At 47.6% G+C, this 26,048-nt stretch carries 26 protein-coding genes and 1 tRNA gene; 6 read left to right on the top strand and 21 right to left on the bottom strand.

The window, feature by feature from the left end; genetic code table 11:
* The first annotated feature begins 101 nt into the window (after nt 1-101).
* Together ACI31H_RS01530 and ACI31H_RS01525 are read left to right on the top strand one after the other, a co-directional pair.
* The gene (locus ACI31H_RS01530; RefSeq protein ID WP_439770240.1) at nt 102-638 is read left to right on the top strand and encodes a 3'-5' exonuclease; all 537 of its coding nucleotides are present in this window, start codon (nt 102-104) and stop codon (nt 636-638) included.
* Between the two features lie 23 nt (nt 639-661).
* Nucleotides 662-1,084 carry a PAS domain-containing protein gene (locus ACI31H_RS01525; RefSeq protein ID WP_439770239.1) on the top strand — a complete coding sequence of 141 codons (423 nt, stop codon included), beginning with the start codon at nt 662-664 and terminating at the stop codon, nt 1,082-1,084.
* A gap of 132 nt (nt 1,085-1,216) precedes the next feature.
* Here the strand turns inward: ACI31H_RS01525 and ACI31H_RS01520 are convergent, their stop codons facing one another.
* The 4 genes from ACI31H_RS01520 to ACI31H_RS01505 all read right to left on the bottom strand — a co-directional run bounded on the left by ACI31H_RS01520 (nt 1,217) and on the right by ACI31H_RS01505 (nt 4,026).
* Complete coding sequence (locus tag ACI31H_RS01520) at nt 1,217-1,702, bottom strand: GNAT family N-acetyltransferase (protein WP_439770238.1); 486 nt, start codon at nt 1,700-1,702, stop codon at nt 1,217-1,219.
* On the bottom strand, nt 1,703-2,161 hold the full coding sequence (tsaE, locus tag ACI31H_RS01515) for a tRNA (adenosine(37)-N6)-threonylcarbamoyltransferase complex ATPase subunit type 1 TsaE (RefSeq protein ID WP_439770237.1): 459 nt from the start codon (nt 2,159-2,161) through the stop codon (nt 1,703-1,705).
* Between the two features lie 144 nt (nt 2,162-2,305).
* Complete coding sequence (gene pta, locus ACI31H_RS01510; protein WP_439770236.1) at nt 2,306-3,277, bottom strand: phosphate acetyltransferase; 972 nt, start codon at nt 3,275-3,277, stop codon at nt 2,306-2,308.
* A 26-nt stretch (nt 3,278-3,303) separates the two neighbouring features.
* Nucleotides 3,304-4,026 carry a uracil-DNA glycosylase gene (locus ACI31H_RS01505; protein WP_439770235.1) on the bottom strand — a complete coding sequence of 241 codons (723 nt, stop codon included), beginning with the start codon at nt 4,024-4,026 and terminating at the stop codon, nt 3,304-3,306.
* Nucleotides 4,027-4,177: 151 nt separating this feature from the next.
* On the opposite strand from ACI31H_RS01505, the gene ACI31H_RS01500 reads away from it, so the two are divergent.
* Nucleotides 4,178-4,723 (top strand): LURP-one-related/scramblase family protein, encoded by a 546-nt coding sequence (locus tag ACI31H_RS01500; protein ID WP_439770234.1) that lies wholly within the window; start codon nt 4,178-4,180, stop codon nt 4,721-4,723.
* A 30-nt stretch (nt 4,724-4,753) separates the two neighbouring features.
* On the opposite strand, the gene ACI31H_RS01495 is transcribed toward ACI31H_RS01500, so the two are convergent.
* Entirely contained in the window at nt 4,754-5,632 is an 879-nt protein-coding gene (locus ACI31H_RS01495; protein WP_439770233.1) for a LysR family transcriptional regulator, read from the bottom strand.
* Nucleotides 5,633-5,744: 112 nt separating this feature from the next.
* On the opposite strand from ACI31H_RS01495, the gene ACI31H_RS01490 reads away from it, so the two are divergent.
* Nucleotides 5,745-6,818, top strand: a complete 1,074-nt coding sequence (locus ACI31H_RS01490) for an LCP family protein (RefSeq protein ID WP_439770232.1) — start codon at nt 5,745-5,747, stop codon at nt 6,816-6,818.
* Nucleotides 6,819-6,938: 120 nt separating this feature from the next.
* Here ACI31H_RS01490 and smpB read toward each other — a convergent pair whose 3' ends face one another.
* The 11 genes from smpB to gap all read right to left on the bottom strand — a co-directional run bounded on the left by smpB (nt 6,939) and on the right by gap (nt 20,771).
* Complete coding sequence (gene smpB / locus ACI31H_RS01485) at nt 6,939-7,412, bottom strand: SsrA-binding protein SmpB (RefSeq protein ID WP_439770231.1); 474 nt, start codon at nt 7,410-7,412, stop codon at nt 6,939-6,941.
* A gap of 17 nt (nt 7,413-7,429) precedes the next feature.
* Nucleotides 7,430-9,802 (bottom strand): ribonuclease R, encoded by a 2,373-nt coding sequence (rnr, locus tag ACI31H_RS01480; protein WP_439770230.1) that lies wholly within the window; start codon nt 9,800-9,802, stop codon nt 7,430-7,432.
* The gene (locus tag ACI31H_RS01475) at nt 9,792-10,562 is read right to left on the bottom strand and encodes an alpha/beta hydrolase (protein ID WP_439770229.1); all 771 of its coding nucleotides are present in this window, start codon (nt 10,560-10,562) and stop codon (nt 9,792-9,794) included. Before ACI31H_RS01475 ends, rnr begins: the two co-directional genes overlap by 11 nt.
* A 69-nt stretch (nt 10,563-10,631) precedes the next feature.
* Nucleotides 10,632-10,871 carry a preprotein translocase subunit SecG gene (gene secG, locus ACI31H_RS01470; RefSeq protein WP_439770228.1) on the bottom strand — a complete coding sequence of 80 codons (240 nt, stop codon included), beginning with the start codon at nt 10,869-10,871 and terminating at the stop codon, nt 10,632-10,634.
* 65 nt (nt 10,872-10,936) lie between these two features.
* Entirely contained in the window at nt 10,937-12,478 is a 1,542-nt protein-coding gene (locus ACI31H_RS01465; RefSeq protein ID WP_439770227.1) for a chloride channel protein, read from the bottom strand.
* Nucleotides 12,479-12,644: 166 nt separating this feature from the next.
* Nucleotides 12,645-14,027, bottom strand: a complete 1,383-nt coding sequence (locus tag ACI31H_RS01460) for an amino acid permease (protein WP_439770226.1) — start codon at nt 14,025-14,027, stop codon at nt 12,645-12,647.
* Nucleotides 14,028-14,213: 186 nt separating this feature from the next.
* Nucleotides 14,214-15,935, bottom strand: coding sequence for a phosphoenolpyruvate--protein phosphotransferase (gene ptsP, locus ACI31H_RS01455; RefSeq protein ID WP_439770225.1), 1,722 nt, complete (start codon nt 15,933-15,935; stop codon nt 14,214-14,216).
* Nucleotides 15,936-16,092: 157 nt separating this feature from the next.
* The gene (gene eno / locus ACI31H_RS01450) at nt 16,093-17,415 is read right to left on the bottom strand and encodes a phosphopyruvate hydratase (RefSeq protein ID WP_439770224.1); all 1,323 of its coding nucleotides are present in this window, start codon (nt 17,413-17,415) and stop codon (nt 16,093-16,095) included.
* 88 nt (nt 17,416-17,503) lie between these two features.
* Nucleotides 17,504-18,256, bottom strand: a complete 753-nt coding sequence (tpiA, locus tag ACI31H_RS01445; RefSeq protein ID WP_439770223.1) for a triose-phosphate isomerase — start codon at nt 18,254-18,256, stop codon at nt 17,504-17,506.
* 212 nt (nt 18,257-18,468) lie between these two features.
* Nucleotides 18,469-19,674: a phosphoglycerate kinase gene (locus ACI31H_RS01440; RefSeq protein WP_439770222.1), complete on the bottom strand. Its 1,206-nt coding sequence runs from the start codon at nt 19,672-19,674 to the stop codon at nt 18,469-18,471.
* 83 nt (nt 19,675-19,757) lie between these two features.
* A complete protein-coding gene (gap, locus tag ACI31H_RS01435; protein WP_439770221.1) occupies nt 19,758-20,771 on the bottom strand; it encodes a type I glyceraldehyde-3-phosphate dehydrogenase in 1,014 nt (337 codons plus the stop codon).
* A 245-nt stretch (nt 20,772-21,016) separates the two neighbouring features.
* On the opposite strand from gap, the gene ACI31H_RS01430 reads away from it, so the two are divergent.
* A tRNA-Arg gene (locus tag ACI31H_RS01430) sits at nt 21,017-21,088 on the top strand.
* A 51-nt stretch (nt 21,089-21,139) separates the two neighbouring features.
* On the opposite strand, the gene ACI31H_RS01425 is transcribed toward ACI31H_RS01430, so the two are convergent.
* Both ACI31H_RS01425 and ACI31H_RS01420 read right to left on the bottom strand, forming a co-directional pair.
* Complete coding sequence (locus ACI31H_RS01425; RefSeq protein WP_439770220.1) at nt 21,140-21,667, bottom strand: hypothetical protein; 528 nt, start codon at nt 21,665-21,667, stop codon at nt 21,140-21,142.
* 94 nt (nt 21,668-21,761) lie between these two features.
* On the bottom strand, nt 21,762-21,893 hold the full coding sequence (locus ACI31H_RS01420; protein WP_263851300.1) for a hypothetical protein: 132 nt from the start codon (nt 21,891-21,893) through the stop codon (nt 21,762-21,764).
* A 639-nt stretch (nt 21,894-22,532) separates the two neighbouring features.
* On the opposite strand from ACI31H_RS01420, the gene clpP reads away from it, so the two are divergent.
* Entirely contained in the window at nt 22,533-23,126 is a 594-nt protein-coding gene (gene clpP / locus ACI31H_RS01415) for an ATP-dependent Clp endopeptidase proteolytic subunit ClpP (RefSeq protein WP_439770219.1), read from the top strand.
* A 75-nt stretch (nt 23,127-23,201) separates the two neighbouring features.
* On the opposite strand, the gene whiA is transcribed toward clpP, so the two are convergent.
* Genes whiA through rapZ form a run of 3 tightly spaced genes read right to left on the bottom strand, consistent with a single transcriptional unit; the run spans nt 23,202 to nt 26,010 of the window.
* Nucleotides 23,202-24,140 (bottom strand): DNA-binding protein WhiA, encoded by a 939-nt coding sequence (whiA, locus tag ACI31H_RS01410; protein ID WP_439770218.1) that lies wholly within the window; start codon nt 24,138-24,140, stop codon nt 23,202-23,204.
* Nucleotides 24,141-24,154: 14 nt separating this feature from the next.
* On the bottom strand, nt 24,155-25,138 hold the full coding sequence (locus ACI31H_RS01405; protein WP_439770217.1) for a gluconeogenesis factor YvcK family protein: 984 nt from the start codon (nt 25,136-25,138) through the stop codon (nt 24,155-24,157).
* Between the two features lie 2 nt (nt 25,139-25,140).
* On the bottom strand, nt 25,141-26,010 hold the full coding sequence (gene rapZ / locus ACI31H_RS01400) for an RNase adapter RapZ (RefSeq protein ID WP_439770216.1): 870 nt from the start codon (nt 26,008-26,010) through the stop codon (nt 25,141-25,143).
* Nucleotides 26,011-26,048: the final 38 nt, after the last annotated feature.

The raw sequence follows: 26,048 nt of genomic DNA, 5'->3' as shown, positions 1-26,048 counted from the left end.
AACGCTTACCATTGTATTGTATCATTTAATTGCAAAAGTAACTGGCCATTTGTACAATTGTATTATCATGATCCGACAACTAACAAGGTGGTGCTCTTTTAATGAATTTTATTGTAATGGACTTTGAAACGGCCAACGGCAAACGTTACAGCGCCTGTTCACTGGCACTAACAATTGTGCGTAATAGTCAGATCGCCGACGAATTCTATACGCTTATTAACCCGCAGACCGATTTTTTCTGGCGTAATATCCAGGTCCACGGTATCCATAAACAAGATGTTATCAACGCGCCAACCTTTCCAACCGTCTGGGAACACATTAAAGAGTTTTACACACCCGAAAAGTTAGTGGTTGCCCACAACAATCGCTTTGACAACAGCGTTTTAAAAAGCACCCTCGAACATTACGGTATTGAGCCACCGGCCTACCTAACCCTTGATACACTGGCTAGCAGCCGGCAACTCCTACCGGGGCTTAGCAACTACAAGCTCAACACGGTCTGTGATGCTCTAAACGTTGACCTGCACCACCACCATAATGCCCTAGATGACGCCCAGGCCTGTGCCAACATCCTACTCACCCAGGGGCGGCAGTTTGGTAGTCAACGATTAAGACCCTTCATTAAAATGGTGGGTTAACTGCAGAAAGAAGGAACTCAAGTATGGAAAAGATCCCCCTCCACGGTGGAGAATTAACTCTTGACGAACTCAACGCCATCTTTACTACGATCCCCGTTGAATTTGACTTTATTGATCAAAATGATATTATTCGCTGGTCGTCAGCCAACCGGCACCGGCTGTTTAAGCGAACCGATGCGGACCTGGGTAAGCATGTCCTCGACGTACACCCCGGTCACAGTCAAGGACGGGTTAAGCAGGTCCTGCACGAGATGCACAGCGGTGACCGTAGCTCGATTAAGCTTTTAATCCACTACCACCAGCAGCCAGTTAGCATTGCCTTTTACGCTCTCCATAACGACCAGGGTGATTACCTTGGCTGCGTCGAGGTTACCCAGCCGGTCAGCGACTTTCAAGAACACGGGTCAATCTGGCGAAATATTAAGCAGGTCTTCCATAAAAAATAGTAAAAAGGCCGTTGGATAGTGCTAAACTTACCAATACGTACATAAATAGGCGTCCAGCATGCGGATCTTTTTCGCATGCTGAACGCCTATTTATTGGGGAGGGATTCATGAAAGAAGTCCCTTCCCCCGACTTTAACGCGGTTGGTATTCCATCTTGAGTGCCGGCCGTCCGGCATCCTTTTCCCGACCGGTTTCCACAAAATCCAGCTTCCGGTAAAGGTTAATCGCCGGCTGGTTGGTTTCAAAAACCGTCAGTACCAGCTTATCCAGACTACTATAGTTAGCAAACCAATATTCAGCTTCGTCTACTAATAGTTGACCGATCCCGTTACGCCAGTATGGCTTAGCGACCACTACGCCTAGTTCACCAACGGTCGGTTGATCCTCCAAGACCATCACCGTCACAATTCCGATTGGCGTCGAGTCTAACATTGCCAGGAGCATCACACAATCATCAAAAGAATTGATCATGTCGATATTCCGCCGTTCCTGGTCAAGCGTGACGTCGGCCAAATGGGGAACGAGGATCGCGTCACTCTCGGTGGCTGCCTGCCGCAATAAGGTTAACACTCCCGCGGCATCTTCGGCCGTAGCTAATTTTACTTGAACATCAGCCATTTACTTCACCACCGTCATCACCAAGTGATCAAAGTGGTCACCGTGCGGTTCGAATTCCAGTACCCGCCGATCCTCATCGTCGGTCCGCTTGAAGTGGATTGCTAAATAGTCATCGGGTAGTTCATCGGCAACGAACTCGGCCCATTCCACAACACTTACACCGTCACTATCAAAGTATTCCTCCAAGCCAAGGTCTTCACCGCCACCGTTCTCTAAGCGGTACGCGTCCATATGGTAAAGTGGTAACCGGCCATCATGATACTCATGAATAATGGTGAAGGTGGGGCTTTTAATAATATCCGGAATGGCAAGTCCCTTGGCAAGTCCCTTGGTAAAGGTCGTCTTACCGGCCCCCAAGTCACCGTCCAGCACTAAGACATCCCCAGCAGCGAGTTGTTTACCGACCGCCTCCCCAAGGGCGATCGTGGCCTCGCGACTGGCCATTTCAACTGTTTTCATTAAACTCACCTCTAATAATTCTCTATATAACCGTTCCTATTGTAGCTGATCTAAACGCCAAAGACAAAAGGGGTGCATGATTGAAGTCGTAACTGGCTTCTGTCATGCACCCCTTAATATTAAATTAACTATTTTTAAGCTCAATTATGCCCGTGCAGCAGTAATCAAGGCCACGTCATATACGTCGTCTTCATTGCAACCCCGTGACAAGTCAGCAATTGGCGCATTGAGTCCTTGCAGAATTGGGCCAACGGCTGTAAAGCCACCAAAGCGTTGCGCAATCTTGTAGCCAATGTTACCAGCTTCCAGACTTGGGAAGATGAAGACATTCGCGTGACCAGCAACCTTTGAGTCAGGTGCCTTCAATGCACCAACTGCTGGTACAAAGGCGGCGTCAAATTGTAGTTCACCATCTGCTGGCAGGTCTGGAGCCATTTCGTGAACCTTAGCCGTTGCGTCGGCCACCTTGGTAACCATGTCACCCTTGGCAGAGCCCTTGGTGGAGAAGCTCAGCAGGGCAACCTTAGGATCAATACCGAAGAGCTTAGCCGTTTCGGCACTTTGAACAGCAACTTCCGCCATCGTTGGGGCATCTAATTCGATGTTGATCGCACAGTCGGCAAAGATATAACGTTGGTCACCCTTGATCATCAAAAAGGCACCACTGATCCGGTGAGCACCCGGCCTAGTTTTGACGATTTGCAAAGCTGGACGAACAGTTGAACCGGTTGAGTGAACGGCACCGGAAACCATACCGTCAGCCTTACCCATGTAAACCAACATGGTACCAAAGTAAGAAACGTCCTTCAGCATTTCCGTTACTTGTTCCGGGGTGTTCTTCCCCTTCCGCCGTTCTAGTAATGCGTCGAACATGGCCTTCTTATCTTCTTCTGGGTATTCTGCCGGGTCCAAAACGGTTAAGGCAGAAATATCCCAACCATTGTCACTAGCGGTCTTTTCGATTTCTGACCGGGTCCCTAACAGGATCGGCTTCAGCAGGCCATCATTTTGTAGGCGAACAGCAGCGCCTAATACCCGCTTATCTTCACCTTCTGGGAAAACAATCGTCTTACCGGTTCCCTTTACCTTAGCAGCAATTTCATCAAATAATTCCATTATGCAAGTACCTCCTCAATTGATCCTTAAGCATTTTTAGGCAGCTCGTTTGCTGGACCTTCATCAACTACCGGGTTAGCCGGTAGCTGCCAATCAATTGGCTGTTCTCCCATTGCGCGAAGTGCCTCGTTGGTCTTGGAAAATGGTCGTGAACCAAAGAACCCCCGGTTAGCCGATAACGGGCTGGGGTGGGCTGATTCTAATACGATATTGGTAGTCGTGTTAATCAGCTTCTTCTTGTCCCGGGCAGCCCGCCCCCACAGAATGAAAACTACTGGTTTAGGACGCTCTGACAGGGCATGGATCGCCGCGTCAGTGAGCCGCTCCCAACCATGTCCACGGTGAGAGAAGGCCTGACCGGCACGGACGGTCAAAACCGAATTAAGCAATAGGACGCCTTGGTCGGCCCAGTGCTTAAGGTAACCATGGTTCACCGGCTTAAATCCCACATCCGTTTGCAGTTCTTTATAGATGTTTTGCAACGAAGGTGGGACCGCCACACCTGGTAATACCGAAAAACTACACCCGTGTGCCTGGTGAGGGCCATGATATGGATCCTGGCCCAAAATAACTACCTTAACCGTGCTAAAGGGAGTCCACTCAAATGCCTCAAAAATGTGATGCATTTCCGGATAAATGGTCCGGTGCATGTACTCCTCCTTTAGAAAATCATGTAGCTGTGAATAGTAAGAACTCTCAAACTGGGGTTTTAATACTTCCCACCAGTCATTATGGATTAATTGTTTCATCAGTATTATGCACCTCGTCTTTTATTTTATCATATCCCCTTCACTAGTAACAGTAACAATGGAAGCGTTTTTTGCCGGTTGAATAATTAGGCTTTTGGAGGGGAAGCTGGTAAAATATATTTAATTCTAGTAGCGAAATGGTGGTGAGCTTGTGCGCAAATTGTACCTTCGTGATCACGCAACCGATCTGCACGGCACAACGATTATCCGTGATGAGCAGGGGCAGTCGTGTTACCTGCTTGCCGGTAAATGGGGGCTGCATCACGATGTCTTGTCCCTATACGCAATCGACGGTCAACTGCTAGCGGAAGTCAAACAACTATCACTCGGCCTCCTCCCCAAGTTTGGTCTCTATCAAAACCGGCAACGGGTTGGTATTGTTGGCAAGTCGTTTGGCTTTGTCCGTCAGGTAGTCTACATTCGCGGTCTCAATTGGATTATTGTGGGATCGCCACTCGGTAACCGTTACCGGGTCTTTGGTGGTGGCAAGCTCATCTTTGCCTTAAAGCCAGTCCGCTTCTCTGGTTCCTACTGTCATGAGCTCCGCGTCACTAACCGCCAGGATGAGCCACTGGCGATCCTAATCGCAAGCGTCTTAGACCACTGGTCCCGGACTGGTCAAATTGACACCGAAAAAGTCCAGTTCAGAAACCGGTCGCTCGCTGGTAATTGCGGAATGGGCTACCGACTCAAGTAAATATTAATACTAACCCGCTAAGTTTTAACGCTAACTTAGCGGCTTTTTATTTTCGCTAGTAAGCAAATTAACAAAGCGCTTGGCCACCGGACTTAGGCCGCCGTCACGTTGCCAAACGACCTCGATTTGTGAGTCCCATGCTGGATAGTCCACCGTTGTGATTGCGGAACGGGCACAGCTCTGGGCAATTAACCGCGGCACCAGCGCGATCCCCATCCCCTTATCGGCCCAGTTAATTGCCGTCCGGGCATCATCACACTTAACACTATAAAAGGGGGTAATCCCGTTCCGGGCAAAGGTATCATTAAAAATTGCCTCAAAGCGGCGGTAAAGGATCAGGGGTTGGTGGTCAAAGTCCTTAATCTGCATCCGCGCTGACGGAAAGGAATAGCGCTGGTGGTTACCAACCGCCACCATTTGATCCTGGTACAACACCTGCTGGATAAGGCCGCGAGTATTGAAGGGCGTTCGTACAATCGCCAGGTCCAACAGGCCACTATTGAGTTGGTCAATCAGGGCCATCGTATTGCCCTCCGTAATTTCAAAGTTGACCCGGGGATAATAGGTTGTTAACTGGGTCAGCGCCTGGTTCGGCAATAGTTCCCCGGTGGACGAGATTAGCCCCAGGTGGACGGTCCCCATCTGCCCCGTCTTTTCTTGACTTAGGGCCTCTTCGGCCGCCTGCCTTACTTTAACCATCTGCTGAGCATAGGTTAGAAAGGTCCGCCCCGCCGGTGTTAACTCAATTCCATAGGAGCTCCGGGTAAATAACTTAGTCCCGAGCTCTTTTTCTAACTGTTTCATCTGGTATGAAAGTGGGGGCTGGGCCATGTAAAGACGCTTAGCCGCGGCCGTAATTTGTCGCTCCTGTGCCACTACCAAGAAGGCTTGCAGTTGTTTTAAATTCATTTTTCCTCCCCCAGTTATCTAAATTTTTTATTTCTTTAATTATAAAATGGTATTTTTTTAATTGTCAAAGAACCGGTAAACTGGGTATATATACCTGTAATTGGAGGCTACTATGAAACGTGAACAAGAAAAGCACCGTCAGCGGACCAGACGGCTGTTCGCCAACCGTCCCGTCTGGTGGTGCCTTTTAACTATTATCATTCTCGGGATACTGATTTTATTTAGTTATGAATACCGGCTTTGGCATTCTACCGTCCACCAAATCCACACTAGCAATGAAAGCAGCCAGGCTACCAGGCTAATTAAAGAGCGCCGTCCCTTTAGTGTTCTGGCTATGGGAACCGATGTTGGTGCCTTAGGACGGGGAACCTCTTACGCCGGTAACACCGATACGATGGAAGTAATTACGGTTAACCCCCAGCAAAAACGGGTGACGATGGTTGCCGTTCCCCGCGATACCCTGGTAAAGGTAACCACTAAGGACGGTACCCGTTACGTTAAAATTAACGCCACCTATGCGATCGGTGGTCCCCGACTAGCCAAGAAGCAAGTGAGTGAACTGCTAGGTGTCCCGATTAACTTCTATGCCCTGACCAACATGGGAACCCTTAAAAAGGTCGTCAATGCCGTTGGCGGTGTAAACGTTAATAACCCCTTCGCCTTCACCTATGAGGGGCACCACTTCAAGAAGGGTTGGCAACACCTTAACGGTCGCGACGCTCTTAAGTATTCCCGGATGCGTTATGATGACCCCAACAACGACTATGGGCGCCAGCGCCGTGGTCAACAAGTTCTACAATCAGTCATTAGCTCATTTAAAAAGCATGGTTCGCTCACCGCGGCTAACGAGATCATCACGGCAGCCCAGGATGGTGTCCGGACCGACCTCCCCCTCGACCACCTTTCCCGTCTCTACCTTAACTACCGGTCCGCAATGGATCAGACGCATAAGGACCACCTCCAGGGGAAAGACGCCCAAATCGACGGAACTGATTTTCAAATTGCCACGGCCGGCGAGATTAACCGGGTTTCTAAAGAACTTCGGCAGTCACTCGGTCTGTCGCCCCACCACGTTGTTAATAATGAAACGCGGATGAATAAACACCAAACCAATTGGAATGGTTATAACCAGCTCGACTACCGGCTCCCGGGTAACGCCCAATACAACGTCCTAATCAGAAATTAACATAACCATATGATCAAAAGTAAATAACGCCATACACAAATGGAGGCCCAAAGCCCGGCAAAAGCCGAACTCTGGACCTCCATTTGTACTCACAGGGGTGTATGCCACACTCCCCATCGCTTAATAATGCTTCATTACCCGTTCAATTTCGCGGTTTTGTTCACGACGCTTGATCGCCTCACGCTTATCGTACTGGTGCTTCCCCTTGGCAACTCCCAGTAAGACCTTGGCGTAACCGTGCTTAATATACATTTTAAGTGGAACCAGGGTAACCCCCTTATCCTGCAACGCCCCCGCTAACCGGTGAATCTCCTTCTTGTGCAAAAGCAGCTTCCGGTTACGAAGCGGATCCTGGTTAAAGATATTTCCATTATCATATTCACTGATATGAACGTTCATCAACCAGGCCTCCCCATTACGGATTTGGGCAAAACCGTCCTTTAAGTTTACCCGGTGGGCCCGGACCGACTTAATCTCGGTTCCAGTTAATACTAGGCCCGCCTCCACCGTGTCCGTCACGAAGTAATCGTGCCGGGCCTTTTTATTTTGGGCAATTAAGTTATCGTCTTTTTTTTGTTGGGATTTTTTGGCCATTTTATCCCTCCGTTATTTTAATGTCTGCGCCGCCGACCCTCGGAATGGTGGTCACGAGAATTATTATGGTGGCGTGTCTGTCCCCGGTTAATTTGCCGGCTATTAAGGTGACCATTATGTTGGTTGCGGTCGTGCCGTTTGACGTGGCCGTGATTACCCCGTCGCCGGTTACCGCCGCCATGCCGCCGATTATCATGCTCGTGTGGTACCCGGATCTTAGTTGTCGGTGCGTCTTGCGGGTTGACCATTTCAAAGTCCACCTCACGAAGATCCTTGTCAACCCGGTTTAAGCGGACCTTAACCGGCTGACCAATTTGAAAAATCCGGTGGGTCTTCCGACCAATCAGGGCCATGTGCTTTTCAGAGTATTCATAGTAGTCATCATTCATTGCACTGATGTGGATGAGCCCTTCACAGGTGTTTTCCAGTTGGACAAAGAGACCAAACTTCATTACGGAACTAACTACGGCATCAAAGGTCTCACCAACGTGGTCGCCCAGGTACTCGGCCTTCTTCATGCTATCAACATCACGTTCCGTATCGATCCCCCGTCGTTCGGTGACCGAGGTGTGTTCGGCAATTTCCGGTAGCTTATCACGCCAAGCCGCCTTCGCATGTTCGCCCGTACCATTTTGGGCATACCACTTAATTAGGCGGTGAACGGTATCATCGGGATACCGCCGAATTGGCGACGTAAAGTGGGTGTAGTACTTGGCCCCCAAACCAAAGTGACCGAGTTCTTCATCCGAATACTTAGCCTGTTGCATACTCCGTAACATCATCACCTGAACCATCTGTTCTTCAGGCTTACCAGCGACGTCCTTTAAAACCTTTTGCAACATCTTCGGCTTAATATTGTTGATATCGCCATGAACATTAATACCGAAGACACTCAAGAAGTCAACAAAGGACTTAATTCGGTCCTTATCCGGCGTTTCGTGAATCCGGTAAAGGAACGGAACGTGTTCGTTAAAGTAGTGTTCAGCGACGGTTTCATTGGCAGCTAACATAAAGGATTCAATCATCCGTTCGGCCGTTCCCCGTTCACGCAGTTGGATATCAATCGGGTGACCGGTGTCATCCACAATAATTTTAGCTTCGGGAGCCTCAAAGTCAATCGCGCCCCGCCGCTTCCGGCTCTTAAGCAAGATCTTATGGAGTTCACCCATTGTTTCAAACATCGGAACCAGGTCCTTGTACTGGTTAATCGTCTTTTCATCATGGGCTTCCAAAATCCGGTTAACCGCCTTGTAGGTCATCCGGGCATGGGACTTCATGACACTTGGGAAAATCCGGTGGTTAACCACCCGGCCCTGGTCATCGATTTCCATCTCACAACTCATGGCCAACCGTTCTTCACCCGGGTTCAACGAACAGATCCCGTTAGAAAGCCGCTTCGGCAGCATCGGGACCACCCGGTCAGTTAGGTATACGGAAGTGCCCCGTTTAAAGGCCTCCTTGTCTAGGGGCGTTCCCGGTTGAACATAGTGACTCACGTCCGCAATGTGGACCCCCAAGTGGTAGTGTCCATTGTCCATCTTCCAGGCGACGACTGCATCATCCAGGTCCTTTGACTCGATCGCGTCAATCGTCACCAAGGGCTGGTTAGTAATATCTTTACGGCCCTTCTTCTCTTCCGGAAGAACATGCAACGGGATCTTATTGGCCTGCTCCATGGCCTCCTTCGGAAACTCATGGGGAACATCATGGGCATAGATCACGGATAAAATGTCAATCCCGGGTTCGTCCTTATTACCGATCACCTCGGTAACGGCCCCCGTCATTGCTTGGGGCGATTCATCACTAGGGTAGCTCTCGACCGTCGCGGTAACCACTTCGCCATCGAGCGGTTTCAGTCCCTTATCAGTGACAAAGAAACGGTACTGGGATAACTTCTTATCCTTTAACAGGACTTCCCCAATATAGTTACCAACCGTCTCTTGTTTAAATTCACCAACCACCCGGTCGTAGTTATGCTCTAAAATAGCGGTAACCTGGGCTTCTGGTCCCTGTCCAGCCGCTGGGTCACCGGCCCTTAGTACCTTTACTGCTACCTGGTCACCATTTAAAGCATGCATGGTGTGGTCAGGATTAATGTACATATCTGGTAAGTCGGGATCATATTCTACGAAACCAAAGCCCTTATCATTACCATGAAAGGTCCCGGTAATCGGGGCCTGCTTGATAATTGCTTCAAATTCACCCTTATCGGTTACCCGGACCTTCTTATCCCGCTCCAATTGAGCAAGGATTTGAATAATTGGGGTAAATTGGTCGGCATTGTCCATATCTAGGGCATGGGCGATTCGCTCCGCGGAATAACTAATTCCCGCATTTTTAGTTAAAAAGTTTAATATTGAATCCTGTAATTTTGCTCTATTACTTGTCATTTCCTACCTCAAATATCTTTTTTAAATATTGTTCAACATCATTAAAAAGCTGCCGGTGGGCACTATTTACGGTTAATAAATGGCTAGCATTAGGATAAAAGTGGTAATCCACCGGCGTCTTTTGGGCCTTCAAGCGGTCCCTTAGCTGGGCACCGGACTGGGGATCAATCATTTCATCCTTTCCCCCTTGGGCAATAAAAAAGGGCCTTTTTATCTGGGAGAGCCCCTGGTCAAGCCCCTTCGTCATCTGCTGAATGGCCGCTAATTGTGCTGGTAAACGTTCACCAAGCCAGTAAAGGCGTTCCTGGATTAACTCCGGTTCTAGTCCCTGCCGACGGTAATAGGCCGCCGCCAGCTTAGGAAAGTACTCCGGAACGTTAGATTCACCCCAACTAGTAATTGGTGAGGCAAAAACACCACCACCGACTAACTCGGGATCGTCTTCAAGGGCCCGGGTAGCAAAGAGCCCCCCTAATGACAGTCCGAAAATTGCAATTTGACTTACCCCACTATCGCGCAAGTTCAAAATAGCCATCCGGGTGTCATCCCACCAATCGTCCGGACTCCCGTTGGCTAAAATCTTACGAGGATCGCCACCGTGACCCGTGAAAAGCGGCCCAATAACGGTATAGCCGGCCTGGTTTAACTGGCGGCCCAGCATCCGAACATCATTACTATTTCCCGTATAAGCATGTAGCAATACTACCCCCTGCTTACCACTGTGGGGAAAGAAAAAGGTCGACCCATTATACGTCTTCATGACTTGGCACCCCGCTTTTTAATAAAAAGGCCCCCTGCTAGCATCGCTTCAGGGGGCAAACTCAAAACTCTAATGTGATGATACGTAAACTAACGCTAATGCCAGAACGAAGAACAGTGCTCCACAGATTGTCGTAACAATTTGCATAACGGCTTCAAATCCCCGTGCCTTCCGCCGGGAGAAAAGATCACCAGCACCACCCGTTAAGGCTGACATAGCGTCATTGTCATTTTTAGCCGGTTGCATCATAACACATGCAATTAGGACTACACATACTATTAGAAAGATTGTCATTAAAGTATTATACAAGAAAACTTCCTCCTAATTTTTACCCACTATATCTTTAATATCATATCATATTCCCATACCGATTGCTATACATCCGCGTAATGAGCAGCCGCTTCTAGCCGGGCCTGAACCTGACCGGTTTTAGCCTGGCAAGCCTGGATTAAAAGGGTGTCGCCAGCATGTAAAACCGTCTGCCCATTCGGAATAATTCGTTCCTCACCACGGTAAATTGTCGAGACAATACTATTCTTGGGCCACGAATAATCGGCAATTTTCCGCCCATCAAGTGTTGCTCCGGCGTAAATTGTAATTAGCAGCTCCATCTCACTCTGGTGGGGAACGGACTGCTTACCGATAAAGTTATTAAACATTGCGGTATATACTGGTTCGCCATGAAGGGCATCGACAACCAGATAGGCAACCATCGCGACGATCGCCAGTGGCATCAGGTGGACCAGCGAACCCACCATTTCGGTAATTAGCAAAATAGCCGTAAACGGTGCTTTGCTGATACAAGCAAAGTACCCCGCCATCGCATAAATAATGAAGTTCGGTAGGTAGTGAGCCGGCAGCAATCCTAACCTAACCATCAAAGCACAGTAAACGGCCCCAAAAACTGCTCCTAAGGTTAGGATCGGCAAGAAGATGCCTCCCGGTAACTGCGAACTGTAACTAACCATTGAAAAGACAAAGCGTAAGACAAAAAGCCCGGCAAAAAGGCCCAATGAAAATGGCAGGTTAGTCAGGTGGGTAATTAGCTGGTTACCACCACCCAGCGTCCCCGGCCAATACCAGGCAATCGGGATCACCAGTAAAAATGGCAACACCGGATAGGCAAAGGGTGGCAGCCACTTGATCTTGCCTGTCCAGGTATCAAGGTGGAGAATAATCAGCTGATATAACCGGCCCAGTAAACCAAGAATTAATCCTAACAGTAAGAGGTGCCAGTATAGTCTCGTTGGTAACATCTCCTGATACCGTACCGCTAAAACCGGTCGCAAACCGAAGAAGGTTAAGGAAACCATATTCGAGCAAAGGGAACTAACAAAAGTGGCTAGCCAAATTACCGGTGAAAAGTTATGATAAACCTCTTCTAAGATAAAGATAGTACTAGCAATCGGGGCGTTAAAGGCGGCCGATAAACCGGCCGCTGCACCACTAGCAATTTCAATGCGCCGGTTTAGCTTACCAACATGTGACGTTTCGGCCACTCCCTGACCAATCGTCGCCCCTAACTGAATCGACGGTCCCTCACGCCCTAGGTAGAGTCCCGAACCAATCGCCAGGATTCCACCAAAAAATTTCCGCCAAAGAACCGGCCACCATTTCTCATCAAACTGGCTGGTTAATTGGCCCTCAACCTGGGGAATACCCGACCCCTTAATATTGGGGTAACTCTGGGTAAGCCAGCCCAGCGCAAGCGCCAAAGCCACGGCCCCGAGTGCCCAGAAAACGAGTCCGAACGGGTAGTGGTGGAAGTACTGGAAGCAGCTCATCACAAAAGTCAAACCGTGCTGGATAGCTAGCCGGAAAAGACTCACTACCAAACCCGTCAGCAGGCCAATTAAGATGGCCCGTAAAACGTGAATAAACTGGGGATGTTGATAGATAAAGTTACCCTTGCGCATATAATAAATTTCCTTCCTGCTGGTTTTAAGCTAAGTGTCATTGTACAACATTACTTAGGCAGAATAAAAGCAATGAGAATATGGCGCCCAGCGTCCGGAGTTTTCCGAATGCTGGGCGCCGACTTTCAACTGTGCGGTCAACTTTTATTTTTTATTCTACTGTAATTTAGGCTCGTTCCCGACTTAAACCATGCCGCATCAGGTAAACCACCACCGCAAAGATCAAAACAACCGCGCCGACAATTACGGAAACCCGGGTATCGGGATTAATGAACATGAAGATCACGATTACGATCAACATGATAAAGGCAAAGTAGTTAGAAAATGGGTAAAGCGGCAGCTTAAATGGGTGGTCAGCCATCAGTTCAGGGTTATTGTGACGGAAACGTAATTCGGCCATCAAGATTACGAACCACGGAATCATCCCCGGTAAAACGGAGGAACTAAAGACAATCACAAACATGTCAGCCGTTGACTTGCTAAGCATCGTCGCAATAATGTCAATGATGAAACCGATCAGGATTCCGCCAGAAATACCAAGAATGGCCGCATCGGGAACCACCCGCTTGGATAAACGCCCAAAGATGCTTGGGGCATCCCCTTCGTGTGCTAGCTTAAAGAGCATCCGGCTAGAACTGTAAATTCCGGAGTTAGCCCCCGATAGTGCCGCCGTTAATACCACGAAGTTAATGATGGAAGCGGCCGCCGTAATACCAACCTTCGCAAAGGTCGAAACGAACGGTGAGCCAACACTGCTCAACTTATTCCAGGGGTAAATCGTAACGATCACAAAGATCGCCCCGATGTAGAAAATTAGGATCCGCAGTAAAACAGACTTAACAGACTTAACAATCGCCTCTTGAGGGTTAGCTACTTCACCAGCCGAAATACCGAGCAGCTCAATTCCTTCGTACGAGCCGACAATGATCGACATGGAGAAGAAGAAGCCCGAAACACCACCAGTAAAGAAACCACCGTGGGACCAGAGGTTACTAAAGCCGGTCGGGTGCCCCCCGTTACCAAAGCCAAAGAAGATTACCATGAAGCCCAGTAGGATCATAAAGATAATCGTAACCACCTTGATCATCGCAAACCAAAATTCCAGCGACCCATACGCTTTAGCACTGGCAAGGTTCGCCAGGACCAAGAAAACGATGATGACAATGCCGGCAATCCAGGTCTGCATGTGTGGCCACCAATACTTAAGGTATTCGGTCGCCGCGACCACTTCGGACATTCCCACGACAATGTATTCAAAAACGTTTGCCCACTTGGCCAGGTAACCGGCTAGGGGATGGACATATTCAGTGGCATAATCAGCAAAGGAACCAGTCCCCGGATTAATATAGATCATTTCACCGAGGGCCCGCATGACAATATACAAAATTAAACCAACAAAGGCATAGGCCAACAGGACGGATGGTCCGGTCCACTTAATGGTTGAGGTCGCACCCATAAAGAGGCCGACCCCGATTGCGCCACCAAGTGAAATCATTTCCATCTGTCCGGCGGTCATTGAGCGCCGTAACTCAGGTGCTGATTTCTTCATTACTAATCAGATTCCCTTCTCTTAATCATTTATCAGTTTCAAAGTATATTATAATTTTAGGCACTTTTCTATCTTTTTCTAATCTTTCTTTAACTTTTTCGTGAAAATCGGGCCTTTCACTTAATTTAAATAACAAAAGACGGCTAGTAACCGCCTTTTGCCATCATTAGTCGTCTTTTTGATAAGTTATTCTACAGCAAGCCGTTGTTTAACCAGGTGCTGTACCTCTTCTTGCGTCACACAGTCGTTAATCGCACTATCAACCAACCGTGCACATTCGTTCGTATCGAGTTTTGCCATCATTGTCCGGGTTCGCAGGATTGATGAAGCAGACATTGAATATTCATCCAACCCCATCCCCAGTAGGAGGGGTAGTGCCAACCGGTCACCGGCCATTTCACCGCACATTGCGACCTTGGTATCATGACGGTGTCCAGCATCAATGACATGTTTAATTAGGCTAAGAAAGGCCGGATTAAGTGGCTGGTAAAGGTAGGAAACTTCATCGTTTCCCCGGTCAGCCGCAAAGTTATACTGGATTAAGTCATTGGTACCGATACTAAAGAAGTCCACTTCCTTAGCAAACTGGTCGGCGTTAATGGCTGCTAATGGCACTTCCATCATCATTCCCAGCTTAATATCATCACCCAGGCCCGGACGTTCCTTTTGCAATTCCGCCTTACACTCGTTAAAGATTTTCTTGGCCGCCCGTAATTCCGCAATGGTCCCAATCATTGGAAACATGATTGATAACGGTCCATATTCAGACGCCCGCAATAGTGCCCGGAGTTGAACCCGAAAAATTGCTGGGTGCTTTAAACAAATCCGAATTGCCCGGTAACCTAGAAAAGGATTCATTTCCCGCGGTAGTGGTAGGTACGGCAGAGGCTTATCGCCACCGATGTCCATCGTCCGGACTACGACTGGTTTGCCTTGCATATTAACCAGTGCTTGGCGGTAGGCCCGGTATTGTTCATCCTCAGTCGGTAAGTGGTCACTCCCCATGTATAGGAACTCCGAGCGGAATAGTCCTACTCCATCGGCCCCCTGCCGGAGTGCGTCGGCCACATCCTTTGGATCCCCGATATTCGCCGAAATTTCGAAGCGTTGACCATCCTTGGAGACGGACGGTGCGTGAACCTTCGCCGCCCATTCTTCGCGCTGTTGCGCTAGCTTTTGCGCCTGGGTAATAAAGTGGTCGATAGTGGCCTGGGTCGGTGCGATACTAACAATTCCCTTCAGCCCATCAGCGATAATAATTTGGCCGTCCCAGGTACTCTTGGTGACGTGGTCGGTACCAACGACAGCCGGAATCCGGAGTGTCCGGGCCATAATCGCCGCATGACTTGTTCGGCCACCGAGGTCGGTTACGATCCCCTTAATATATTTAGCATTCATTTGGGAGGTATCGGATGGTGTAATTTCGTGGGCAACCAGAATTACCGGATGGTTGATTGCCGCAATGTTAGGAAGCTTTTTCCCGAGGAGGTGACTTAGCGCCCGTTTAGCAACATCCCGAACATCACCTGCCCGTTCTTGAATATAGGGGTCGGTCACCTGGGATAACGTTTCCGCAAAGCGTTGGGTAACCTGATCCACCGCTTCTTCAGCGCTGATCTGCTGGTCAATTAGCTGCTTAACCTGGCTAAGCAATTCGGGATCCGAAAGAATTTCAATGTGTGCATCAAAAATTGCTAGCTCCTCAGTTGACAAACGACTACGCGACCGTGATTTTAACTGACGTAGGTCCGCAATTGACTCATCGAAGGCCTGGAGCACCCGTTTGTATTCTATCATCGGATTATCAATTCGCCGCTTAGGATAGCTTAGGTCAGGCTCAACCAGTCGATAAGCCGGGGCAATCCCGATTCCCTCACTAGCAGCAATTCCCTTGATCTCTTTTGCCATCACTCTTCCTCCTCAATTAACCACCCATCGTGAGTGGTAACTACTTCTTCCTATTATAGCGCAGCTTGAATTAAAACGAAGCGGTTTCAAAATTTTCGGTAAAATAAAAGAACCTCGCCAGTTACCCAGCGGGGTTCTTTTATTTTAAGCTATCGAATTAACGGTTTTCGATATCTTGACGAGCTTGTTCACTCAGGTTGTAGAATGAGTGAATACCCTTGTATTGAGCAACGTCGCCAAGGTTGTCTTCGATCCGCATCAGTTGGTTGTACTTAGCAAGACGGTCAGTCCGGCTCATTGAACCAGTCTTGATTTGGCCGGCGTTTGTAGCAACAACCAAGTCAGCAATCGTCGTGTCTTCAGTTTCACCAGAACGGTGTGAAACGATGGCAGTGTAACCAGCTTCCTTAGCCATTTCGATTGCTTCAACAGTTTCAGTCAAAGTACCGATTTGGTTAAGCTTGATCAGGATGGAGTTAGCAGCACCCATCTTGATACCCTTCTTCAGGTAGTCAGTGTTGGTTACGAAGAAGTCGTCACCAACCAGTTGAACCTTCTTACCAAGTTCCTTGGTAAGGGTTACCCAGTCATCCCAGTTGTTTTCGTCAATTGGGTCTTCAACAGAAACGATTGGGTACTTTTCAATGATCCCGGAAAGGTACTTGATCCATTCGTCAGTGGTGTATTCTTCACCAGTTGACCAACGAAGCTTGTACTTCTTAGCGTCGTCGTCCCAAAGTTCGGAAGCGGCAACGTCAAAGGCAATGGCAATGTCCTTACCTGGCTTGTAGCCGGCGTCCTTGATAGCCTTGATCAAGTATTCGAATGGTTCAGCGTTGTTAGCAAAGTCAGGAGCAAATCCACCTTCGTCACCAACAGAGGTTACCTTACCAGCATCTTCCAGTTCCTTCTTCAGGGCGTGGAAAGTTTCTGAACCCCAACGAATAGCTTCACGAACAGTTGGTGCACCAACTGGCATGATCATGAATTCTTGGAAGTCAACCTTGTTATCAGAGTGGGCACCACCGTTGATAACGTTCATCATTGGCGTTGGCAATACGTGTGCATTGAAACCGCCAAGGTAGTTGTAAAGAGGTACTTGCAATTCATCAGCAGCAGCCCGAGCAGCAGCTAATGAAACGGCCAAGATAGCGTTGGCACCAAGCTTGCCCTTGTTAGGAGTACCGTCTAACTTGATCATTGCCTTGTCGATGGCGATTTGGTCAGTAACTTCCATCCCCACGATTTTCTTAGCAATAACGTCGTTAACGTTAGCAACGGCCTTCAGTACGCCCTTGCCGCCGAAACGGTTCTTGTCACCGTCACGCAATTCAACGGCTTCGTGTTCACCAGTTGAAGCACCTGATGGGACAATCCCACGGCCAACACCGCCAGCTTCAGTGTAAACTTCAGCTTCAACGGTTGGGTTACCACGTGAATCAAGAACTTCACGTGCATAAATATCTGTAATAAGTGACATTTGATGAATCTCTCCTCTGTCTTAAGTTCGATAGCAATCGCGCTACTTCATTAACATTGTATTATTTTGCACAACTAAAAACAAGCATTTAATGATTAACTATTTCTAAAAATGTGCGGGCATCCAGGCTATCAGCACCGACCAGGACACCATCGATATCTTGTTCGTCCATCATTGCGGTAACGTTATCTGGAGTTACACTGCCACCATAAAGGATCCGAACGTCATTAGCCACTGCATCCCCATACATATCACTAATCGTCTGACGAATTAAGTAGCAGCCTTCTGCCGCCTGATTAGGATCAGCACTTTGCCCATTGCCAATCGCCCAATTAGGTTCATAGGCAATGGTAACCTTGCGAATATTCTCCGGACTCAGTCCTTTAAGGTCAGCTAAAATCCGGGCCACGACCCAGTGAATTTTATCATCGTCAGCAATCCGCCGCCCCATCGTGTCATCACAGCAAACGATTGGACAAAGGCCATTACGCAGGGCAGCCGCTACTTTTTTATTGATCAAAACATCATCTTCATGAAAGTAGTTCCGCCGTTCCGAATGGCCTAAAATGACGTGGTGAATACCGGCCTGGTAAAGCGCGTACGGGCTCGTCTCCCCGGTATAAGCACCGGCATCCTTATAATAGCAGTTCTCGGCCATTAACTTGAGCGGTGAGTTAGCCGCCGCCTGCTTCATCGGCATCAGGCACAGCGTCGGTGCCGCTAGGGCCGTCTGTAACTGTTCGGCTGGCGGGAGCTGTCCCTTAATCGCATTAACAAATGCTACCGCCTCATCAACGGTTTTATTCATCTTCCAGTTACCAGCAATGATCGGAATACGCATGTAAGTCCCCCCATAGTGGTTAATCCTAATCTAAAATAACTTTTTAATATCTTATGACGTCCCAGAAAAGACGTCGCCGGTATCTTAATTAGTAGCCCAGTACACAAATGGCACAAAACGTCGGGGTTTCCAAACGCTTTGTGCCTCTTAATAATCGCGGGAGCGCGGCCATCGGGTTTCTCTTAGTCACGTGTCCCTTCTTAATTGATTAACTACTTTTCAGAAATTGCGGCAATCCCTGGTAATTCCTTACCTTCAAGGTAGGTCAATGAAGCCCCACCACCAGTTGAAATGTGGGTCAGCTTGTCGGCAACACCTAATTGCTTAACGGCAGCAGTGGAGTCCCCACCACCGACAATCGTCGTTGCGTCATCCAACGTACCAAGGAACTTACCAATTTCAAGGGTCCCCTTAGCAAAGTTTGGCATTTCAAAGACACCCATTGGGCCGTTCCAAACAACCGTCTTGGCATCCTTCAAAACATCTTCGTACAGCTTAATCGTCTTTGGACCAATGTCTAAAGCCATCCAGCCATCATCAATGTCGCCTTCCACAACCTTGGTGTCGGCATCGTTGTTAAACTTGTCGGCAACCACGTTATCAATTGGCAGAACCAGCTTGTCGCCGGCCTTGTCTAAGATATCCTTAGCAACGTCAATCTTGTCCTTTTCAACTAAGGAGTTACCAATCTTGATTCCCTTAGCAGCGTAGAAGGTGTAAGCCATCCCACCACCGATGATGATCTTGTCAGCCTTGTCTAACAGGTGGTCAATAACACCAATCTTGTCAGAAACCTTAGCACCACCAAGGATAGCAACAAATGGACGTTCTGGGTTATCAACGGCGTCACCCAAGAACTTAATTTCCTTTTCCATCAGGTAACCGGCAGCAGCCTTGCCTGGCATGTTAGTAGCGATACCAACATTGGAAGCGTGCTTACGGTGGGCAGTACCGAAGGCATCGTTAACAAAGACGTCACCAAGTGAAGCCCAGTACTTACCTAATTCAGGGTCGTTACCGGATTCACGCTTGACGTATTCGCCATCCTTAACATCTTCGTAACGGGTGTTTTGAACTAACAAAACGTCACCGTTGTTCATGTTGTCGATGGCATCTTCCAATTGCTTACCTTCCGTTACGGGAACAAAGGTAACTGGCTTGTTCAACAGGTTGGAAAGCCGTTCGGCAACTGGACGCATTGACAGACCAGGCTTGTCTTCTTCCTTCTTAACACGACCTAGGTGTGAGAAGAGAATTGCGCGGCCACCGTGGTCAATAACGTACTTAATCGTTGGCAAAGCAGCCACGATCCGGTTGTCGTCGCCAACAACGCCGTCCTTAATCGGGACGTTGAAGTCAACACGCATTAAAACTTTTTTGCCTTCTAAAGGAAGGTCTTCTACAGTTAATTTAGCCATGTGAGTATTTTCCTCCTTGATAAAAAAGGCGGGCGGAGTTTCCTCCTCCCACCTTAAATTCATACCTTAAGCTCAGCTATGAATTACAGATTTGCAAAGTGAAGCAGAGTCCGGATCATGTTGCTGGTGAAACCGTATTCGTTGTCGTACCAAGCAACAGTCTTAACTAATTGTGAACCGTCGTCGCCTTCCATAATTTCAGTTTGTGAAGGGTCAAAGACAGAACCGTAAGTAGAACCAATGATATCAGTTGAAACGATTGGGTCTTCAGTGTAACCAAAGGCGTCGTTACCTTCAGTAGCCTTCTTCATAGTATCGTTGATTTGGTCAACAGTAACCTTCTTGTCCAGGATAGAAACAAGTTCAGTTAATGAACCATCAACAACACCAACACGTTGTGCGTGACCGGACAGCTTACCGTTCAATTCTGGGATAACCAGACCGATAGCCTTGGCAGCACCAGATGAGTGAGGAATAGTGTTGATGCTTGCAGTACGGTTGTTACGCATCTTCTTACCACGAGGGCCATCAAGGATAGCTTGGGTAGAAGTGAATGCGTGGATGGTAGTCATAGTACCAACCTTGATACCGAAGTTCTTGTTAAGGAAGTATGCCATTGGAGCAAGGCAACTAGTGGTGCAAGAACCAGCTGAAACGATCTTGTCGTCAGCCTTCAGAGTATCCAAGTTAACACCTGGGACAACAGTAGGGATGTTACCAGCAGGTGCAGAAATCAGAACACGCTTTGCACCAGCGTCCAAGTGAGCTTGTGACTTTTCTGCTGAAGTGTAGAAACCAGTACATTCAAGGACAAAGTCAACACCATCGTTCTTAACCCAAGGAATGTTCCGTGCATCACGTTCAGCGTATACTGGGTATTCCTTACCATCAACAACGATTCCCTTGTCAGTTGATGAAACTTCACCAGGGAACTTACCATGAGTTGAGTCGTACTTCAACAGGTAAGCAAGCATTGAAGGAGTAGTCAAATCGTTAATAGCTACAACTTCGATGTCGTTAGTGTTAAGTTCGTGAATACGACGGAATGCTAAACGACCAATACGGCCGAAACCGTTAATACCAATCTTTACAGTCATACTGCAATTTCCTCCTTTAGGAAAACCATAAATTAGTGTCCCCTATTTAATTTTGGCTAATTAAAATTAGTCGTGTCAAATAAGGTACAAAACCTTACGACCTTAATAATACTCATCTTGTTTTGAATTGTCTATTCAATCACCTCAGAAAATCCATTTTTTCTTATGAAAACGTTATCTTGATTAAAAATTTCAAATAATGCTTGCAATTCAATTCCGGATAGGATATTATAATATTCGTTGACGCGCCCTTAGTGTAATGGATCGCACGTGAGATTCCGGTTCTCGAGATCCGAGTTCGACTCTCGGGGGGCGCATAATAAAAGAGGCGAGGAAAAGTTACTTTTCCTCGCCTCTTTCTTTTTATACTACTCCTGCCGCTTCGAACGTCGGCCTAGTAAGCGGGCTAGGCGGGCACGATTATAGCGTTGAAGAATAATAAAGGGGATTTCCACCAGACTGGCGGCCACCGAACTAAGGATGAAGGCCAGTGGCGCACCAAGGGGAATAATCAAAAGAACCGGTAAATAGCTTAAAAGAAACATCAATTCATGATCAACCTCAGCAGCAGTCATTGTCTTTATAACTTCCTTAAGCGTGTGTTTTTTTAAATCATACTTAGCTGGTGAGTAGGTCGGCAAAAACTTTTTCCACTTTTTCACCCTGAGTAGGTGATAAAGCCGGTTCTCACCTTTGCCCACCTTAAACCAGAATGCCGTAGGATTTAGTCGCAAGCGTGGCTCAAGCCAATTGCCCACCACTAGCCGCATTCCAAACTGGTAAAAAATAACCAATAAGGTAATCGCTAGACTAAGAAGAAGGCTTTGCGGATAAATAAAATAACCGGCCACGATTACAAGTCCCCCCAGACCCGTCCACCATGTTATCCGTTGCATTATTTTCTCCAAGCAAGGTCACCTCGCTTTCAATGTGAACAACGACAAAAAAAGGACTACCCAGCGTTGCTCGGTAGTCCTTTTTATTAACAAATTACTTTTCGTCAGCTGGCTTTTCCTTAGCCCACTTGCGAATAGCTTCAATCTTCTTTTCTTTTAATGCTCGCTTGTATTTAGGAGCAACTGGGCGACGGCCTTGTACGCCGTATGGGTGTGCTTTACGCATAACTGTATGCCTCCTTATTATGTACGTAAATTAATTAACGTTCCAATTATACCGGGCCCGGATATAAAAAGCAACCCTTGCCTCCATTTGTTCCTGATAATTAGTCCCATCAACAATAAAATTTTATTTTTACCAGTAAATTTTAGCTGACCATTAGCCTTAGAGTCCCAACCTCTTAGCTAACGTGACTAGACCAATTTACGATAATTAGCTAAAAGTATTGTCGTAAAAGGACTTGCACATTAGACCATTATGGATTATGATAATGGTGTCTTAAAGGGAACTGAAAAAATAAATAATTTAACTTGGAGGTTAATTATCATGACTAACACTAAAGAATTAAACGTATTTGTTACAAACACTGACTGGCAAGCACTTGACCGGCAAACGGCCAACGTTGAAATGTCCCTACTGAGTAAGGAAATTAATAAATAAAATACCAGATGGCCTATTAACGGTTGGGGTTACCTTAATTCCCCAACCGTTTTTCTTTCTTTATTAGCGAGTTCGAGTATAATAACTAACAAATATCTTACTCGGGTGGCAAAACATTTGACCTTTTTTGACCAATCGAGTATAGTAATAATATCAGTTAGCAAACATTGCTAACGAGTGCTAATTAACAAGGAGGCCACATTAATGAACTTAGTTCCTACTGTCATTGAGCAGTCATCACGTGGTGAACGTGCCTATGATATCTACTCACGGCTTCTGAAGGACCGGATCATTATGTTGTCTGGTCCAATTGAAGACGACATGGCAAACTCAATTGTTGCGCAACTACTATTCTTGGATGCGCAAGACTCAACTAAAGATATTTACTTATACATTAACTCACCTGGTGGTGTTGTTACCTCAGGGATGGCAATCTACGATACGATGAACTTCATCAAGTCCGATGTTCAAACCATCGTTATTGGGATGGCTGCCTCAATGGCGAGTGTCTTAGTTTCTTCCGGGACAAAGGGTAAGCGGTTCGGCCTGCCTCACTCCCAAGTTCTAATTCACCAACCATCTGGTGGTGCCCAAGGTCAACAAACTGAAATTGAAATTGCGGCAACTGAAATTCTGAAGACCCGGAAGATGATTAACGGAATCCTGGCCAAGAATTCTGGTCAACCAATTGAAAAGATTAACCAGGATACTGAACGTGACCACTACTTAACTGCTCAAGAAGCGGTTGATTACGGTCTGCTCGACGGTATTATGGAAAACAATTCCAGTTTGAAGTAATTAACTACTTCAACTAAAAAAACAGTGGAGAAACGTTAACTTTCTCCACTGTTTTTTATTTTTAAATCCACCGAATTAAACCGACTTGGACATCCGGAGTTCGTCAGCGTAGGCATTTAGTTTCCGCAGGCGGTGGTTAACACCGGATTTTGAGATTGGTCCCCCCGGAACCAGCTGGCCCAGCTCTTTTAGACTAACTTCCTGGTGGTTTAGCCTGGTTTGCGCAATCTCTCTAAGCTTATCCGGCAAGCTCGCCAGCCCTACCGTGGCATCGATTAGTTTGATATTTTCAATTTGCCGGGTCGATGCATTGGCAATCTTATTCATATTGGCATTTTCACAATTAACAAGCCGGTTAACCGAATTACGCATATCACGGACAATCCGAACATTTTCAAACTGCAGCATCGAATTAGTAGCCCCAATCAGGGACATAAAGTTGGCGATCTTTTCCGCCTCTTTAAGGTAAACGATGTAGCCACTCCGCCGGGCAGTCGTCTGCGCGTTTAGGCCAAACTTATTCATCATTTCCGCAATCATTTCATTATGTTCCTGGTAAAGGGAATAGATCTCGAGGTGGTAACGCGAGGTTTCCGGATTATTAACCGACCCCCCGGCCAAGAAGGCGCCCCGTAAGTAGGAACGGACCATCCACTCATCCTTAAGCATCGCCAGGGGCACCTGCTCCTTAATCTGAAAATTCTGTAAAATACCGAGGTCATCAAGTACCCGCTGAGCCGAATAGCGGAGCCGGACAATGTACTGGTTGTTTTTCTTCAACTTCATCTTCCGCCGGACGACAATTTCACTCTCGACATGGTAAAACTCCTTGAGCAGGGAATAAATCCGCCGGGCAATGGCCGGGTTTTCAGTCTGGATGTTTAAGACCAGCTGGTGGTTAGCAATCGCAATACTACCATTCATCCGGATGAGGGCCATTAGCTCCGCCTGGGCATTTTTCTGGTGAACCTTGATGGCTGTTAATTCTTTTTTGACGTCACTTGCGTAGGACACGGCAAGCACCTCCTTTATTCATGAACCTGGTGGAGACGGTTCATCAGCTCTGCCACTACCCGGTCGCGATCATGGAACGCACCGTTGTCCCGTAAACGCAGGAAGTTAGAACTAATTACCCGACAATTCAGGTCGCGAAGTCCTTGAAAATCATGACGAACCGGCTGTGAAATCTCATTCCACTGCTGGAAGTCTAGGTAGTTTTTCGGTACCGGTTGAATATTTACCAGTACTGTATCGATAAACTGCTTACCTAAGTGCCGGTTCAAGACCCGCACATGGTCAGCATCGGTAAAGTGGTCGGTTTCGCCCTTTTGGGTCATGATATTGCAAATATAAACCACTTCGGCCTTACTTTCACAGACCGCCTGACCGACTTCTTTAATCATTAAGTTGGGTAAGATGCTCGTGAAGAGACTCCCGGGGCCAATGACGATTTGATCAGCCTCTTTAATTGCTTCTAACACTTCCGGTACCGGCTTAATCTGGTGCCCATCATCATTAGCCGGGGTAACCCAAACCCGTTTAATCTGCTTATGGGCCGCCGTAATTTCGGACTCGCCACTCATGGTGGTTCCATCCGTGAATTCGGCATTTAAAGTTAGGGGTTCGTTAGCCACGGGGTAAACATGGCCGCGAATCTTCATCATTTCCGCTAACTCTTGGACTGCCGGAAAGATCCCACCCCGCATTTCCGAAAGGGCCGAGATAATCAGGTTACCAATCGCGTGTCCGGCAAAGAACTGGTCATTGCTATTGAAACGGTATTGAAAAACATCTAATTCCAGCGAAGGCAGCTCTGAAAGAGCCACTAAAACATTACGGATATCGCCGGGCGGAACCACGTTAATGTAGTTACGGAGGATTCCGGATGAGCCCCCATCATCAGCAACGGTAACCACGGCCGTCACGTCCGCATTTTGGTCACGTAACCCGCGAAGGACCACCGGTAATCCCGTTCCCCCGCCAATTACGACAATTTTGGGCTTGTGAAGCATTGCTAATTCTCCTTTCGATCTGCCTTGGCAACATCCCGGTGGTATAGGTTTACCTTATAGCCGGCCCCCTTAAGGTCACCAGCCAACTTATTAGCAATCGTGACCGACCGGTGCTGACCACCAGTGCAGCCAATTGCCACGGTTAAACTACTCTTACCTTCCCGGATATATCCCGGTAGCGCATTTTTTAATAATGACAAAAGGTGGGCGTAGAACTCTTGGGCCACCGCACTTTGCATTACGTATTCCTGAACTGGCCGGTCATTTCCCGTCAAGTGCTTTAATTCCGGAACGTAGAATGGGTTCGGCAAGAAACGGACATCCATGACAATGTCAGCATCCAGCGGTAAGCCATATTTAAACCCGAAGGACATCACTTCAACAAAGAAGTTGCTTCCTTCACCGTGACTAAACAGTTTATTAATCCGTAATTTAAGGTTACGGGGCGTCAGGTCAGTCGTATCGATGATCACGTTGGCTTGACTTTCGAGCTCACTAAGTAGCTTCCGCTCGGTCTCAACCCCATCGAGGATTCGCCCTTGCCGTGCTAAGGGGTGCAGACGGCGCGTCTCTTTATAGCGGGACACCAACTTAACATTATCAGCATCCAAGAACAATAACTTAACATTTAAGTCCGTCCGCTTCTTCAATTTATGCAGGGTCGGCAATACCTGGTCATAAAAGCCGCGCGAACGCAGGTCCATCACCATCGCAATCTTAGTGAACTCACCCGACTCCTTAATGACGTTCACAAATTTCTCTGCTAAGCTCGGCAGCATGTTATCAATTACGAAATAGCCTAAATCTTCAAAATCATGGACTGCTTGGGTCTTTCCAGCCCCACTCATTCCCGTGATAATTACTACTTCCATCTTCTTAGTCTCCACAGCTTTTCTCCTCTCCGACAAGT

Origin of the sequence: Limosilactobacillus sp. (assembly GCF_051873035.1) — a bacterium.
Classification (GTDB): domain Bacteria; phylum Bacillota; class Bacilli; order Lactobacillales; family Lactobacillaceae; genus Limosilactobacillus.
The sequence above is the reverse complement of the archived record's forward strand: the minus strand, read 5'-3'. Positions and strand labels throughout refer to the sequence as shown.

Coding starts and splice junctions, on each gene's coding strand:
- ACI31H_RS01530 (WP_439770240.1), top strand. CDS start 102: ATGAATTTTATTGTAATGGACTTTGAAACGGCCAACGGCAAACGTTAC.
- ACI31H_RS01525 (WP_439770239.1), top strand. CDS start 662: ATGGAAAAGATCCCCCTCCACGGTGGAGAATTAACTCTTGACGAACTC.
- ACI31H_RS01520 (WP_439770238.1), bottom strand. CDS start 1,702: ATGGCTGATGTTCAAGTAAAATTAGCTACGGCCGAAGATGCCGCGGGA.
- tsaE (WP_439770237.1), bottom strand. CDS start 2,161: ATGAAAACAGTTGAAATGGCCAGTCGCGAGGCCACGATCGCCCTTGGG.
- pta (WP_439770236.1), bottom strand. CDS start 3,277: ATGGAATTATTTGATGAAATTGCTGCTAAGGTAAAGGGAACCGGTAAG.
- ACI31H_RS01505 (WP_439770235.1), bottom strand. CDS start 4,026: ATGAAACAATTAATCCATAATGACTGGTGGGAAGTATTAAAACCCCAG.
- ACI31H_RS01495 (WP_439770233.1), bottom strand. CDS start 5,632: ATGAATTTAAAACAACTGCAAGCCTTCTTGGTAGTGGCACAGGAGCGA.
- ACI31H_RS01490 (WP_439770232.1), top strand. CDS start 5,745: ATGAAACGTGAACAAGAAAAGCACCGTCAGCGGACCAGACGGCTGTTC.
- smpB (WP_439770231.1), bottom strand. CDS start 7,412: ATGGCCAAAAAATCCCAACAAAAAAAAGACGATAACTTAATTGCCCAA.
- rnr (WP_439770230.1), bottom strand. CDS start 9,802: ATGACAAGTAATAGAGCAAAATTACAGGATTCAATATTAAACTTTTTA.
- ACI31H_RS01475 (WP_439770229.1), bottom strand. CDS start 10,562: ATGAAGACGTATAATGGGTCGACCTTTTTCTTTCCCCACAGTGGTAAG.
- ACI31H_RS01465 (WP_439770227.1), bottom strand. CDS start 12,478: ATGCGCAAGGGTAACTTTATCTATCAACATCCCCAGTTTATTCACGTT.
- ACI31H_RS01460 (WP_439770226.1), bottom strand. CDS start 14,027: ATGAAGAAATCAGCACCTGAGTTACGGCGCTCAATGACCGCCGGACAG.
- ptsP (WP_439770225.1), bottom strand. CDS start 15,935: ATGGCAAAAGAGATCAAGGGAATTGCTGCTAGTGAGGGAATCGGGATT.
- eno (WP_439770224.1), bottom strand. CDS start 17,415: ATGTCACTTATTACAGATATTTATGCACGTGAAGTTCTTGATTCACGT.
- tpiA (WP_439770223.1), bottom strand. CDS start 18,256: ATGCGTATTCCGATCATTGCTGGTAACTGGAAGATGAATAAAACCGTT.
- ACI31H_RS01440 (WP_439770222.1), bottom strand. CDS start 19,674: ATGGCTAAATTAACTGTAGAAGACCTTCCTTTAGAAGGCAAAAAAGTT.
- gap (WP_439770221.1), bottom strand. CDS start 20,771: ATGACTGTAAAGATTGGTATTAACGGTTTCGGCCGTATTGGTCGTTTA.
- ACI31H_RS01425 (WP_439770220.1), bottom strand. CDS start 21,667: ATGCAACGGATAACATGGTGGACGGGTCTGGGGGGACTTGTAATCGTG.
- ACI31H_RS01420 (WP_263851300.1), bottom strand. CDS start 21,893: ATGCGTAAAGCACACCCATACGGCGTACAAGGCCGTCGCCCAGTTGCT.
- clpP (WP_439770219.1), top strand. CDS start 22,533: ATGAACTTAGTTCCTACTGTCATTGAGCAGTCATCACGTGGTGAACGT.
- ACI31H_RS01405 (WP_439770217.1), bottom strand. CDS start 25,138: ATGCTTCACAAGCCCAAAATTGTCGTAATTGGCGGGGGAACGGGATTA.
- rapZ (WP_439770216.1), bottom strand. CDS start 26,010: ATGGAAGTAGTAATTATCACGGGAATGAGTGGGGCTGGAAAGACCCAA.